This is a genomic window from Marinospirillum sp., assembly GCF_044810985.1.
GTDB lineage: Bacteria > Pseudomonadota > Gammaproteobacteria > Pseudomonadales > Halomonadaceae > Marinospirillum.
The window spans coordinates 1,464,040-1,477,563 of sequence record NZ_CP085242.1; the positions used below are offsets into that span (position 1 = coordinate 1,464,040).

The following is a 13,524-nucleotide window of genomic DNA, read 5'->3' on the forward strand; positions in this document are numbered from 1 at the left end:
TTCAGCCCCTTCCAGAACGCCCCGATAGCTCAGCTGGATAGAGCGTCCCCCTCCTAAGGGGAAGGTCTCAGGTTCGAATCCTGATCGGGGCACCAGTGAGAAGCACTCAAGTCCCTGTTTTCACTGGAATTTTTACTCAAAAATAGCTTCTAACGGTATCACAATCGGGACACAAAAAGTGATACCATCATGCCTAACGTACTCCATAGCTCTGGCGCTTTAACTGTGACAATCAACTATCTCTGGCAGAAGCATTCCCAAGGCCCGTACTACTATCGTCGTAGGGTTCCCAAAGACATAGCCCCCCGCATTGGCAAAAAGATGCACGTTGTTGCACTCAAGACCTACGACAAGCTGAAGGCGGCTAGAATGATCGACAGCCTAGCCAAGCGTGATGATGTGACTTGGCAGCAACTCAGGGCAGGCACAGGGTTAGGCGGGGCGCGGGCTGAAGCTGAACGGCTCCTAGAACGCTTCAACCTTCAACCAGAGCCACTAGCCGAACAGGACGGGCCATACACTGACATAGGGCATGGTCTGTTAATTGAAGCGCTTGAGGCTAAAGTTCCTGGTGACTCCACAAGCCTACAGCCCCACTTAGCAGACGCAGAGCTGCGCGCTTTGGCAATCCTGCAAGGTCGGGAGCTGTTTACCCTGAGTGACGCTAAGCAGGTCTACTTGAAGAAACGGGGCATGTTGGAGCCTACAGAGGCCAACCGTAGGGCATGTAACAACGTGGAGCTATCCTTTAACCTTGTGTGTGATGTCACAGGCGATAGTGAGTTAAAGCGTCTGCGGCGGCGGGATGTTTCCCGTGTCATTGAGAGAGCCTTAGAACAGGGACTAAAGACCACCTCCATTAGACGCAGGCTTAATACCGTCCGTGCTGCTGTTAATGACCTGATAAAAGAATATGAGTTAACCGACATACGCAACCCCTTTGCAGAGCTTGAGATACCCAACTATGGCAAAGACGAGATTCAGCGAACAGGGCTTAATGATGCCCAGGTGAAAAGGTTACGTGATTATGTCGATGAAAAGGATAACGACACAAGTAACATCATTGGCCTACTACTCGACACGGGGGCGCGTATCGCTGAAATTGTCGGGCTTCGGCTGGATGATGTGGCGTTAGACGCAGAGACACCGCATATCATCATTAAAGAGAATCCATTAAGGCGGCTGAAAACCAAAGCATCAAAGCGCAAAGTTCCCCTTGTTGGTCATGCCCTTATTGCAGCAAGACGAGCCAAGGAGAAGGCAGAAGGCCCGTACCTGTTCACCCGCTACATGAACGGGGAGCGCGTAAAGAATGACTCAGCGTCTGCCACCGTCAACAAGGCGCTTGCTAAGGTGGAGTGTGGAACAGCCCATCAAATGCGCCATACCATGAAAACACGACTCAGTAACGCAGATGTCCCCTTATCGCGCCTTGAGGAGATACAGGGCTGGCGTAGTCGGGACACTATGGCGCACCACTACGGCGAACAAACAGCCCTTAAGAATATGCACTCTGATTTACTCAAAGCCCTGGCATCCAGTGCAGGCGGGGAGTAACCCTGTGTCTACCCTGTGAGCCAAAAAAAGCCCGACACCATGACCTAGCGTAGTCTTGGTGTCGGGCTGGTATTGCTTAATATCTTGCTATGAAGGCTTGCCTTAAACTGCCAGGGAGTTGGTCATAATTGGTTAAGTGCGTGAAGTCTGCCTCTGCATGGCGATTCAGTGACCGCAAGTAAGCTCTATGCCTAGCCTTGGCCCTGCACTCTTCCCGCTCCTTTAACCGCCTTCTGCCAAGCCTAAGCGCGTCTGAGAGCTTCTTAGTGTCAGGCATAGGGCTACCTAGCGCTTATAGACAAACAACGTCTGTAGGGCTTTGGCGGCCTGTAGGTTGCGGGTGTCATCTTGGGCCAACAGGTCATCAAGTATAGCCTGGTGATTGCGTAGGGGCTTGCGGCCTTCAGCACCTTCAACCAAGTAGCTGGGGTGTACTGCACTCAGGTCACGTCCCAGGTTCTCGGCTTCTGACACTTCGTAGTTAATGACCTTCACTAAATCCGTGATACGCCTCGATTTCTGGTCTGCTTCAATGACAATCGGTTGGGCTGCTTCCTGCTGCTTCAGGTTAGACTTGATGCGGATACAGGCAGTATGAGGTGGTCTAATGGATTTGTACAACCCAGTTAAGCATAATCAACTTAACTGAGGTGAAAGCAATGACAACACGCAAGAAATACTCCAAAGAATTCAAACTGGATGCCATCAGTCTGGTGCTTGAACAGAATTACACCCGAACTGAAGCCGCAAGAAGCCTGGGCATCAACTCCCAGATGCTGGGGCGCTGGGTGCAGGAACACCGGTCTGATGAGGGTCAGTCCTTTCGTGGTAATGGCAAGCTGACCCCCGAGCAGGAAGAACTCAGAAAGCTCAAGGCCCAGGTCAAACGCCTTGAAATGGAAAGAGATATATTAAAAAAGGCGACGGCATTCTTTGCAGCCGAAACGAAATAAAATATTCGTTCATCACCCAGCACAAGAATGCCTACCCCATCAGCCTGCAGTGTCAGGTATTGGGTGTCAGTCGCAATGGCTATTACCAGTACCAGAAGCGTCTGGAGAATGGCCCGGATAACCCTTTGCGTCAGGAAATGCTGGAAGAGGTCAAGAACATTGCCGAGAGTGCAGGCTATGTCTATGGTAGCCGTCGAATGCAGCGAGCACTCAATGCACTCGGCTACCCGGTGAGCCGAAGCAAGGCCAGAAAACTAATGCGTGAGGCGGGTGTTCAGGCCCGTCAGCGCAGGAAATACAAGGCCACGACCAACAGCAACCATGGTCATCCGGTCTTCGACAACCTGCTCAAGCGCAAGTTTGATGTGCCTCAGCCTGACCAGGCTTATGCCTCCGATGTAACCTACATCTGGACGCAGGAAGGCTGGCTTTACCTGGCTGTTGTCATCGACCTGTGTTCACGCCGGGTGGTGGGCTGGAGCATGAGTTCAAGAATGAAGTCGAGGCTTGTTTGCGATGCCTTGCAGATGGCTCTGTGGCAACGACAACCCCAGGCCGGGTTAATCCACCATTCGGATCGGGGTTCCCAGTATGCCAGCAAAGCGTTCCGACGTTTACTGAAAGCCCACGGCATCCGAGGCAGCATGAGCAGGAAAGGTGACTGTTGGGACAATGCTGTTGTGGAAAGCTTCTTTGGCAGCCTGAAGCAGGAGCGGGTGCACTGGAGGAGTTACCAGACACGCCATGAAGCCCAACAGGACATTCTGGAGTACATCAGTATGTTCTATAACGGCAGGCGGCTGCACTCCTATCTGGGCTATATGAGCCCAAATCATTTTGAGCAGCAGTGGTCGGAAGTGAAAGAGGCGGCTTAACTGGGTGTCACAAAAACCTTGACCACGTCAGTAATCAAGTCTTGCTCATTGTCCACCATAAAGGCCACTTCGCCCGCCTTAACGTACAGAGGGTCAGCAAGGCCCAGGTGTCGCACAGAGCTACCAACAACTTGAGGCCCGTAGGTGTCGTGAAGGTTGTCGAGTAGGGCTTGTAGGTCATTACCTTTTACCGGGCAACCAATCGCGCCCAGCACTTCTTTCACTTGTTTAATATCCATCCAATTTTACTCCTTAGTCTGAGCCAGTTTGGTGACCAATCATTGAGGCAGGGCGTAACCCTGTGTCTACCGCTTGTTGTACTGTCATCTCCAGGCCACCAATGGTTACCAGTGCATCAGGACGGATAGCACCGCCCACCACCGCACCACCACCAGCAAGACGCTGCGTACAAACGTCACCGTTGATTTGATTCCAATATGCTTCTGAAGCGAAAGTGTCATTGCTTGCGTATTCCAGACCAAGCCTGCCACTGATTCCAGACGAAAGCTGCCACCCATTCCACGCGAAGCCTGCCACTGATTCCACGGCAAAGCTGCCACCTGAGCAGTGAGCCTGAATCTCCCTTTTTTGATGCTCCCTGCGGGATAACTAACCGGTAATCTGACTTCATTTCATTCGGAGATGAGCAGATGCCAGCCAAGAGGTTATCCATGCGTAAGATTAAAGAAGTCCTGCGTCTCAAATGGGACAGGGGGCTCAGTAACCGGCAGGTTGCTGCAACCTGTGGTATCAGTCGCCCGACTGTGAGCGAGTATCTGCGACGTTTTTCAGAAGCGGGTCTGAACTGGCCCTTGCCCGCTGAGATGGATGAGTCCAGGTTGGAGCAGAAGCTGTTTCCTCCAGCGCCTGACTTGCCTGCTCAGGCCAGAGGCCTACCTGATTGGCAGCAGATCCATCAGGAGCTTAAATTCCCTAAAACCACCCTCTTCCTGCTGTGGCAGGAGTACCGTGCGGCCAATCCTGAGGGTTATCAATACAGCTGGTTCTGTGATCACTATCGGAGCTGGCAAGGCAAGTTGGATCTGGTGATGCGTCAGAATCACCGAGCCGGTGAAAAGCTCTTTGTGGATTATGCAGGTCAGACAGCCCCCGTCATTGATCCCAACACAGGCGAGATCCGTGAAGCTCAGATTTTTGTTGCGGTCATGGGGGCATCCAATTACACCTTTGCTGAAGCCACCTGGTCGCAGAAGCTGCCAGACTGGATCCACTCTCACATTCGTGCCTTTGAGTTCCTGGGTGGTGTGCCTGAGCTCGTGGTTCCAGACAATCTGAAATCCGGTGTCACCAAGGCTCACCGGTATGAACCCGATCTGAACCCAACCTACCAGGACATGGTCTCCCATTATGGGGTCTCGGTTGTGCCTGCACGGGTTCGTAAACCCCGCGACAAGGCCAAAGCTGAAGGCGGTGTGCTGATCGTTGAACGCTGGATCCTGGCGGCCCTGCGACACCGACAACACTTCTCTCTGGGTCAGTTAAACGCTTCCATCCGCGAACTGCTCACCCTGCTGAATCAGCGCCCCTTCCGCAAACTGCCTGGCAATCGCCAGGAGCACTTTGAAACCATCGATCGTCCGGCTCTACAGCCCCTGCCTGCGGAACCCTACACCTATGCCCAGTGGAAGAAGGCACGAGTCCACATGGACTACCACGTAGCCTTTGAGGGGCACTATTACTCGGTTCCTTGCAGCCTGGTAAAAAAGGAGGTGGAGCTGAGAGTCACTGAATACACCCTTGAGGTCTTTTATCGAGGCCAGCGCGTTGCCAGCCATCAGCGCAGTGCCCATAAGGGTCGTCATACCACGGTGACCGCACACATGCCTGAAGCCCACCGCCAGGCCGGTGAATGGACCCCCGAGCGACTGGTGAAATGGGCTGCGAAAACGGGCCCGGCAACCGAGCAGATGATTATCAAGGCGCTTGCGCATCGCAAGCACCCTCAACAAGCTTACCGAGCCTGTCTGGGGATCCTGAGGCTGGGCAAGGCCTACAGTGAGAAACGGCTGGAGTCAGCCTGCCAAAGAGCCCTGATGCTGGGTAGCTACCGCTACAAAAGCATCGAATCCATCCTCAAGCACCGGCTGGATGAGCAACCGCTGGACATCCAGGAAGAGCTCTCCCTACCGGATCAGCACGACAATATTCGTGGCCCTGCCTACTACCATTAAAGGATCTTCATCATGTTAAAACACCCCACTCTGGACAAACTCCACGCCCTCAAACTCAATGGCATGGCAGCGGCTCTAACCGACCTGTCCCTCACACCTGAAAGCGAACAAATGAGCTTTGAAGAGCGACTGGGCCTACTGGTGGATCGAGAGATGACCGAGCGAGAAAACCGGCGCATGAGCAGTCGATTAAGGCGAGCCAAACTCCGGCACACGGCCAGCCTTGAGGACATTGACTATCGCAGTCCGCGGGGGCTGGACCAGGGACTCATTCAATCCCTGGGGAGCTGTCAGTGGATCAAGGAGCACCTGAATCTACTGATCACAGGGCCAACCGGTGTGGGCAAAACCTGGCTGGCTTGCGCTCTGGCACACAAAGCCTGTCGAGAAGGCTACACCGCCCAGTATGTTCGCCTGAACCGATTGTTCCACGAGCTATCCGTAGCCAAGGGTGATGGTCAATACCCCCGCCTGCTCGCCAACCTGGCCAAGGTTGATGTGCTGCTTCTGGACGACTGGGGACTCATGAAGATGACCGCAGAAAACCGTCGGGACCTGTTGGAAGTCATGGAGGATCGACAAGGCCGACGTTCAACTATCGCCACAAGCCAGCTGCCCGTTGAGGAATGGCACGGTGTCATCGGTGATGCCACCCTGGCTGATGCGATCCTGGATCGACTGGTACACAACGCCTACAAGATCAATTTAAGAGGGGAATCAATGAGAAAAAAGCGAAAAAAGTTGACTGAAAACCCACCTTCGGAATAACAATGAAAACCCCGCATTGAGCATCACCTGGGGTGGCAGCTTTGCCGCGGTCCGGGTGGCAGCTTTGAAATGGAATGGGTGGCAACCTTCAGCGGTTTACGCACATTGCTGACCAAGTCTTGATGTGCTTGGTGTAGATACGCTCCTTTATCATCCGCCTCCATTGCCTCCCAAGCGTCCCAGCGGGCCTGTTCCTCTGGGGTCAGGGCGTAGGGGTTAGTCTGCTCTGCTTGCGGCTGGGGAGCCTCAGAGGAGGCGTAGGGGTTACCGTTGATACCTAGAGTCATGCTGTGTGTTCCTTTTGGTTAATGGTTAATTGTGAACAGATACCGGCCTTCTCTGCTTCCTCTAGGATGTGACGCAGGGCCACAGGACGGGAAACGCGGGGAACCTTGAGGCTGGCTGAAAGCTGGCGCTGGGTATTCTCTATGAGTGACCAATGACGGGCGCTAAGCCTGATTTGCTTGGTCGTAGCTGTTCTGTCGTGTCGCAGGTATGCCCGACAATCTGGGGTGTACATTGGGTTGCTCCTGAAAGCTGTGTAGAAAGTCGAAAACAAAGGGAGTGGCAGGTGATGCCGGTTTAGTAATCCAGCAGCCCCAGGGCGCAGATGTGCGCTAGGTATTCGGGGTCTTACGCTGGGCTTACAAGGTGCAGGCTGTGAGCCTGACCTAATGAGGCGTCCATGCTTCAACAAGTTAGAAGGATGTTTAATCCTAAGGTGTGGGTAATCGCAGGTGGGGAATTTCGCGCTTGTTTCGTTTTTCCCCAGGGCAGTCTTCTGGCGTACCATTTTCGCTCCTGGAGCGATTTTGGTATATTCCGCCACTTCGCGCTTGTCCAATTTCGGCCCTGTTCCGTTTTTGGACAGCCTTGTTAATGGCCAACTAAACTGACCCGCTTCTGGCCATTAATTTTGACCCACCCCCAAGGTGGCTTTGGCCACCAAAACCAGTACCTTCCCTCAACGATGATGATTAAGGGGAAGGGTTTTGAAGGAGTGGGTTGTGATTCATAAAATCAAAGCACTACACGACAACGGCCAGGGTCTTTCCGTCCGAGCCATCAGTAAGCAGTTGTCCATCTCTCGCAATACCGTTCGCAAGTATCTGCGTCTATCGGAAGAAGCCATTCAAGGTCAGCAATCAGACCCCAGTCGCAGCAAAAAGCTGGATGATTACCGCAGTTATCTGGTGTACCTACTGGGTGAGTTCCCCAAGCTGAGTGCGGTGAAGGTTGCTCGTAAGCTGCGTACTAAATATGGCTCCATCCCTGCATCTGATCGAAGTTTGCGCCGTTATATTCAACAGCTGCGCCAGGAAGTGGCTGTAGCTCAGGTTCGCTACTTTGAACCCATTATTGATGATGTGGCCGGTGTTCAATGTCAGGTTGATCCCGGCGAGCTGCGAGGCGTTCGGGTCGGTGATCAGGAGGTCACCCTTCACTTTGTTGTCTTCGTGCTCTCTTTCTCGCGTCTGATGTATGTGGGCCTGAGCTTCCAGCCCCTTGATACCCAGGCCTTTATTCAACTGCATGATGAAGCCTTCCGGTATTTTGGCGGCATCACCGAAGAGTGTGTTTATGACCAGACCAAGCTGGTGGTGATCAAGGAGCAATACCGGGAAATCGAGGCCAACCAGCGCTTTTACCAGTATGCCACCACCGCAGGCTTTAGAATCCATGCCTGTGAAGGCTATGACCCCCAGAGCAAGGGCAAGGTGGAAGCTGGGGTCAAATACGTCAAGCAGGACTGCTTTTATGGCGAACACTTCACCTGTCAACAAGCCGTGAGAGACCATCTGCAAAACTGGCTGGATGAAGTGGCCAACCGTCGTGAGCATGGCACCACCGGCCAGATCCCCCACACCGTTTTTATGGCCGAAGAACGAACTCAGCTGAAGCCTTACCTGGCCCCCAGCAGTCTTCGTCAGCCTTCGGCGATTGAAACTCGTCGTGCGGATAAAACCGGTCTGATCAGCTACCAAGCCAATAAATACTCCGTGCCTCTGGCCTGGCAGCAATCTCAGGTCGGTGTAATGCAGCAGGAAGGCCGTCTGGTCATTACCGACCTAAACACTGGTGAGACCCTGGCCGAACATACCCTGTGCCTGGAAAAGGGGCGCATCATCAAGAACAACAACCACTACCGGGACAGGGAAGCTCGGGTGGCGCAGCTGGAGACCGAAATCAGTCAAATGCTGGGAAAGGCTCTGGGTCAGACACTCTGCCAGCAGATCAGGCGCTCAGAGCCTAGAGTCGTCAAGGATCAGCTGGTTGCCCTGAAATCCATCCTGGCTCACCTGGAGCCGGAAGATCGAAAGCTGCTTGTGCAGCTGGCCGAGCGGCCCGGCATTACCGCTGGCAAGATCAAACGCTACCTGGAGGCGGAACGTCAGGCGCGGAGCAAAGGGCGTTATCCAGATCACGGTCTGCCAGAGGCTACTTCGGCCAACCATGTAGACCTCTCGGCTTACCAGCGACTTGGCCAGTCCAGTGGCCAGGAGGTGACCCATGGGGCAGCTTGAACAAACCCGCGCCCGCTGCAAAAGCCTGAGGCTGACCTGGATGGCTCAACAGCTCCCTCAGCTGCTCGGTGAAGCTGAAAGTAATGACTGGTCTTATCTACAGTGTATCGACCACCTGATGGGCTATGAGCTGAAAGAACGCGATCAAAAACGCATCCAGCGTCACTTCAAACAAGCTCACTTCCCGATGGAAAAGCGCCTGGATGACTTCGACTATCGTCACCAGACCACCATCAATAAACGCCAGATCAGTGCGCTGCTGGACTTCAACTTCCTGGATCAGCGCCAGAACCTGGTGTTCATCGGGCCACCGGGAGTGGGCAAAACCCACCTGGCCATTGGCCTGGGCTACAAAGCCATCGAAGCCGGTTACAAGGTGCTGTTCAAAACGGCCATGACCCTGGTGGAAGAGCTGGAACTGGCTGAAAAACGCGGTGAACTGAAAAAGCGGATCAGCCTGCTGGCCAAAAACGACCTGCTGATCATTGATGAGCTGGGATACCTGCCCATGAGCCGCCAGTCCCGCTATAACCTCTTCCAACTGGTCAACAGCCTGTATGAGTACCGCTCCATCATCCTGACTGCGTAAACCGCTGAAGGTTGCCACCCATTCCATTTCAAAGCTGCCACCCGGACCGCGGCAAAGCTGCCACCCCAGGTGATGCTCAATGCGGGGTTTTCATTGTTATTCCGAAGGTGGGTTTTCAGTCAACTTTTTTCGCTTTTTTCTCATTGATTCCCCTCTTAAATTGATCTTGTAGGCGTTGTGTACCAGTCGATCCAGGATCGCATCAGCCAGGGTGGCATCACCGATGACACCGTGCCATTCCTCAACGGGCAGCTGGCTTGTGGCGATAGTTGAACGTCGGCCTTGTCGATCCTCCATGACTTCCAACAGGTCCCGACGGTTTTCTGCGGTCATCTTCATGAGTCCCCAGTCGTCCAGAAGCAGCACATCAACCTTGGCCAGGTTGGCGAGCAGGCGGGGGTATTGACCATCACCCTTGGCTACGGATAGCTCGTGGAACAATCGGTTCAGGCGAACATACTGGGCGGTGTAGCCTTCTCGACAGGCTTTGTGTGCCAGAGCGCAAGCCAGCCAGGTTTTGCCCACACCGGTTGGCCCTGTGATCAGTAGATTCAGGTGCTCCTTGATCCACTGACAGCTCCCCAGGGATTGAATGAGTCCCTGGTCCAGCCCCCGCGGACTGCGATAGTCAATGTCCTCAAGGCTGGCCGTGTGCCGGAGTTTGGCTCGCCTTAATCGACTGCTCATGCGCCGGTTTTCTCGCTCGGTCATCTCTCGATCCACCAGTAGGCCCAGTCGCTCTTCAAAGCTCATTTGTTCGCTTTCAGGTGTGAGGGACAGGTCGGTTAGAGCCGCTGCCATGCCATTGAGTTTGAGGGCGTGGAGTTTGTCCAGAGTGGGGTGTTTTAACATGATGAAGATCCTTTAATGGTAGTAGGCAGGGCCACGAATATTGTCGTGCTGATCCGGTAGGGAGAGCTCTTCCTGGATGTCCAGCGGTTGCTCATCCAGCCGGTGCTTGAGGATGGATTCGATGCTTTTGTAGCGGTAGCTACCCAGCATCAGGGCTCTTTGGCAGGCTGACTCCAGCCGTTTCTCACTGTAGGCCTTGCCCAGCCTCAGGATCCCCAGACAGGCTCGGTAAGCTTGTTGAGGGTGCTTGCGATGCGCAAGCGCCTTGATAATCATCTGCTCGGTTGCCGGGCCCGTTTTCGCAGCCCATTTCACCAGTCGCTCGGGGGTCCATTCACCGGCCTGGCGGTGGGCTTCAGGCATGTGTGCGGTCACCGTGGTATGACGACCCTTATGGGCACTGCGCTGATGGCTGGCAACGCGCTGGCCTCGATAAAAGACCTCAAGGGTGTATTCAGTGACTCTCAGCTCCACCTCCTTTTTTACCAGGCTGCAAGGAACCGAGTAATAGTGCCCCTCAAAGGCTACGTGGTAGTCCATGTGGACTCGTGCCTTCTTCCACTGGGCATAGGTGTAGGGTTCCGCAGGCAGGGGCTGTAGAGCCGGACGATCGATGGTTTCAAAGTGCTCCTGGCGATTGCCAGGCAGTTTGCGGAAGGGGCGCTGATTCAGCAGGGTGAGCAGTTCGCGGATGGAAGCGTTTAACTGACCCAGAGAGAAGTGTTGTCGGTGTCGCAGGGCCGCCAGGATCCAGCGTTCAACGATCAGCACACCGCCTTCAGCTTTGGCCTTGTCGCGGGGTTTACGAACCCGTGCAGGCACAACCGAGACCCCATAATGGGAGACCATGTCCTGGTAGGTTGGGTTCAGATCGGGTTCATACCGGTGAGCCTTGGTGACACCGGATTTCAGATTGTCTGGAACCACGAGCTCAGGCACACCACCCAGGAACTCAAAGGCACGAATGTGAGAGTGGATCCAGTCTGGCAGCTTCTGCGACCAGGTGGCTTCAGCAAAGGTGTAATTGGATGCCCCCATGACCGCAACAAAAATCTGAGCTTCACGGATCTCGCCTGTGTTGGGATCAATGACGGGGGCTGTCTGACCTGCATAATCCACAAAGAGCTTTTCACCGGCTCGGTGATTCTGACGCATCACCAGATCCAACTTGCCTTGCCAGCTCCGATAGTGATCACAGAACCAGCTGTATTGATAACCCTCAGGATTGGCCGCACGGTACTCCTGCCACAGCAGGAAGAGGGTGGTTTTAGGGAATTTAAGCTCCTGATGGATCTGCTGCCAATCAGGTAGGCCTCTGGCCTGAGCAGGCAAGTCAGGCGCTGGAGGAAACAGCTTCTGCTCCAACCTGGACTCATCCATCTCAGCGGGCAAGGGCCAGTTCAGACCCGCTTCTGAAAAACGTCGCAGATACTCGCTCACAGTCGGGCGACTGATACCACAGGTTGCAGCAACCTGCCGGTTACTGAGCCCCCTGTCCCATTTGAGACGCAGGACTTCTTTAATCTTACGCATGGATAACCTCTTGGCTGGCATCTGCTCATCTCCGAATGAAATGAAGTCAGATTACCGGTTAGTTATCCCGCAGGGAGCATCAAAAAAGGGAGATTCAGGCTCACTGCTCAGGTGGCAGCTTTGCCGTGGAATCAGTGGCAGGCTTCGCGTGGAATGGGTGGCAGCTTTCGTCTGGAATCAGTGGCAGGCTTGGTCTGGAATACGCAATCCTGACCACCAACAAGGACTTCACCGACTGGGGAGAGTTCTTCCATAACGACAATGTGGCCATACCCATCGTAGACCGGATTATCCATCACTCACACATCTTCATGCTGGGAGGAGAAAGCTATCGACTGAAAGAAAAGTTAACCAACTAACGCACCAGGTGGGTCAATTTTATTGGCCAAAGGTGGGTCAAAATAAATGGCCATTGACACGGGGAACAGCAGGTTTTCAATCTGCCATTCCCAGCAGGCTGCGGTTTAGCCCCGCGGGTGCGGGGAACAGGATAGTGTGGTGTATAGCTTTGAAGATACGCTCGGTTTAGCCCCGCGGGTGCGGGGAACAGTGAGCTGATAGCCGATGAAGTTATTGAGTGCGGGGTTTAGCCCCGCGGGTGCGGGGAACAGGCCAATTCAGTGGCGGAAGGTGGGCTGAATCACGGTTTAGCCCCGCGGGTGCGGGGAACAGTTGAAACCATCCTGGCTGAAAGAAAAGCCAAGCGGTTTAGCCCCGCGGGTGCGGGGAACAGATCACTGAAGCCACCTATGCCGATCTGGAACGCGGTTTAGCCCCGCGGGTGCGGGGAACAGTGCATCAGCTGCCAGGACTACACCCACCAAGGCGGTTTAGCCCCGCGGGTGCGGGGAACAGTGTTCCACTCATACCGCGCCTGACCCATTGCGCGGTTTAGCCCCGCGGGTGCGGGGAACAGTCATTGGCGGGCTTTTTTCGTTTGTGTGGTAACGGTTTAGCCCCGCGGGTGCGGGGAACAGCTCGGGTATTGTTTGGCGATGAAGATCTGGCGCGGTTTAGCCCCGCGGGTGCGGGGAACAGTCTGGCAATCTGGCTGACTGACCAGTTAAACGCGGTTTAGCCCCGCGGGTGCGGGGAACAGCCTTTTTAGGCTACCGTTTGTTGATGGCCCTGGTTTAGCCCCGCGGGTGCGGGGAACAGTTTCACTTTCGCCATCAGGCTTTTCAGATCGTCGGTTTAGCCCCGCGGGTGCGGGGAACAGCAGATTAACGAAAAATCCCAGCTCATTAAAGACGGTTTAGCCCCGCGGGTGCGGGGAACAGACCCCAGTCTCTACCCGTTGACCGGCGCATATCGGTTTAGCCCCGCGGGTGCGGGGAACAGCGACAAAAAAAGGCCAGGATGAAATCCGAAGCCGGTTTAGCCCCGCGGGTGCGGGGAACAGGCCATTTCGTGATGTGGAAACCATGGCGACAGCGGTTTAGCCCCGCGGGTGCGGGGAACAGAGCCGTTTTCATCTTCGTAGTATTCTGGCATGAGGTTTAGCCCCGCGGGTGCGGGGAACAGCATTGCGATTGCAAACTGCGGCCCTGCCCGACCGGTTTAGCCCCGCGGGTGCGGGGAACAGGTGGGCACTACAAGAAAATCAGCAAATACCACCGGTTTAGCCCCGCGGGTGCGGGGAACAGGCCAGGGGGAATGTTAATGACGATGTTCTGGGCG

12 protein-coding genes, 1 tRNA gene and 1 CRISPR repeat array (1 of these 14 only partly in view) are annotated in these 13,524 nt (G+C 54.6%); of the genes, 8 read left to right on the forward strand and 5 right to left on the reverse strand.

From position 1 onward, the window contains the following. Nucleotides 1-18 precede the first annotated feature (18 nt). Nucleotides 19-95, forward strand: a tRNA-Arg gene (locus tag LG323_RS07060). A 94-nt stretch (nucleotides 96-189) separates the two neighbouring features. After that, entirely contained in the window at nucleotides 190-1,557 is a 1,368-nt protein-coding gene (locus LG323_RS07065; RefSeq protein WP_404420012.1) for a tyrosine-type recombinase/integrase, read from the forward strand. A 285-nt stretch (nucleotides 1,558-1,842) separates the two neighbouring features. On the opposite strand, the gene LG323_RS07070 is transcribed toward LG323_RS07065, so the two are convergent. Next, on the reverse strand, nucleotides 1,843-2,178 hold the full coding sequence (locus LG323_RS07070; protein WP_404420013.1) for a hypothetical protein: 336 nt from the start codon (nucleotides 2,176-2,178) through the stop codon (nucleotides 1,843-1,845). Between the two features lie 38 nt (nucleotides 2,179-2,216). Here LG323_RS07070 and LG323_RS07075 point away from each other — a divergent pair. After that, a protein-coding gene (locus LG323_RS07075; RefSeq protein WP_404418845.1) for an IS3 family transposase occupies nucleotides 2,217-3,385 on the forward strand; the annotation gives its coding sequence in 2 pieces (ribosomal slippage) (nucleotides 2,217-2,469 and nucleotides 2,469-3,385; 1,170 coding nt in all). On the opposite strand, the gene LG323_RS07080 is transcribed toward LG323_RS07075, so the two are convergent. Continuing rightward, nucleotides 3,382-3,624: a hypothetical protein gene (locus LG323_RS07080; protein WP_404420014.1), complete on the reverse strand. Its 243-nt coding sequence runs from the start codon at nucleotides 3,622-3,624 to the stop codon at nucleotides 3,382-3,384. The two genes, LG323_RS07075 and LG323_RS07080, sit on opposite strands and share 4 nt — an antisense overlap. Nucleotides 3,625-3,637: 13 nt before the next feature. Continuing rightward, complete coding sequence (locus tag LG323_RS07085; protein WP_404420015.1) at nucleotides 3,638-3,931, reverse strand: hypothetical protein; 294 nt, start codon at nucleotides 3,929-3,931, stop codon at nucleotides 3,638-3,640. Nucleotides 3,932-4,035: 104 nt separating this feature from the next. Between LG323_RS07085 and istA (LG323_RS07090) the strand changes: the two genes are divergently transcribed. From istA (LG323_RS07090) to istB (LG323_RS07105), 4 genes are all read left to right on the forward strand, one after another. Then, entirely contained in the window at nucleotides 4,036-5,577 is a 1,542-nt protein-coding gene (istA, locus tag LG323_RS07090) for an IS21 family transposase (protein ID WP_404418318.1), read from the forward strand. 12 nt (nucleotides 5,578-5,589) lie between these two features. Further along, the gene (istB, locus tag LG323_RS07095) at nucleotides 5,590-6,345 is read left to right on the forward strand and encodes an IS21-like element helper ATPase IstB (RefSeq protein ID WP_404416229.1); all 756 of its coding nucleotides are present in this window, start codon (nucleotides 5,590-5,592) and stop codon (nucleotides 6,343-6,345) included. A 1,007-nt stretch (nucleotides 6,346-7,352) separates the two neighbouring features. Then, nucleotides 7,353-8,870: an IS21 family transposase gene (gene istA, locus LG323_RS07100; protein WP_404416226.1), complete on the forward strand. Its 1,518-nt coding sequence runs from the start codon at nucleotides 7,353-7,355 to the stop codon at nucleotides 8,868-8,870. Next, nucleotides 8,857-9,459, forward strand: coding sequence for an IS21-like element helper ATPase IstB (gene istB, locus LG323_RS07105; RefSeq protein ID WP_404420016.1), 603 nt, complete (start codon nucleotides 8,857-8,859; stop codon nucleotides 9,457-9,459). The genes istA (LG323_RS07100) and istB (LG323_RS07105) overlap by 14 nt, the downstream gene beginning before the upstream one ends. A gap of 96 nt (nucleotides 9,460-9,555) precedes the next feature. On the opposite strand, the gene istB (LG323_RS07110) is transcribed toward istB (LG323_RS07105), so the two are convergent. Beyond that, nucleotides 9,556-10,311 carry an IS21-like element helper ATPase IstB gene (istB, locus tag LG323_RS07110; protein WP_404416229.1) on the reverse strand — a complete coding sequence of 252 codons (756 nt, stop codon included), beginning with the start codon at nucleotides 10,309-10,311 and terminating at the stop codon, nucleotides 9,556-9,558. Nucleotides 10,312-10,323: 12 nt separating this feature from the next. Then, nucleotides 10,324-11,865: an IS21 family transposase gene (gene istA / locus LG323_RS07115; protein ID WP_404418318.1), complete on the reverse strand. Its 1,542-nt coding sequence runs from the start codon at nucleotides 11,863-11,865 to the stop codon at nucleotides 10,324-10,326. A gap of 104 nt (nucleotides 11,866-11,969) precedes the next feature. Here istA (LG323_RS07115) and LG323_RS07120 point away from each other — a divergent pair, with 104 nt between their 5' ends. Next, nucleotides 11,970-12,203: an ATP-binding protein gene (locus LG323_RS07120; RefSeq protein WP_404420017.1), complete on the forward strand. Its 234-nt coding sequence runs from the start codon at nucleotides 11,970-11,972 to the stop codon at nucleotides 12,201-12,203. A 101-nt stretch (nucleotides 12,204-12,304) separates the two neighbouring features. Continuing rightward, a CRISPR array of direct repeats spans nucleotides 12,305-13,524; the repeat unit is 29 nt; it runs 3,811 nt beyond the window's last position.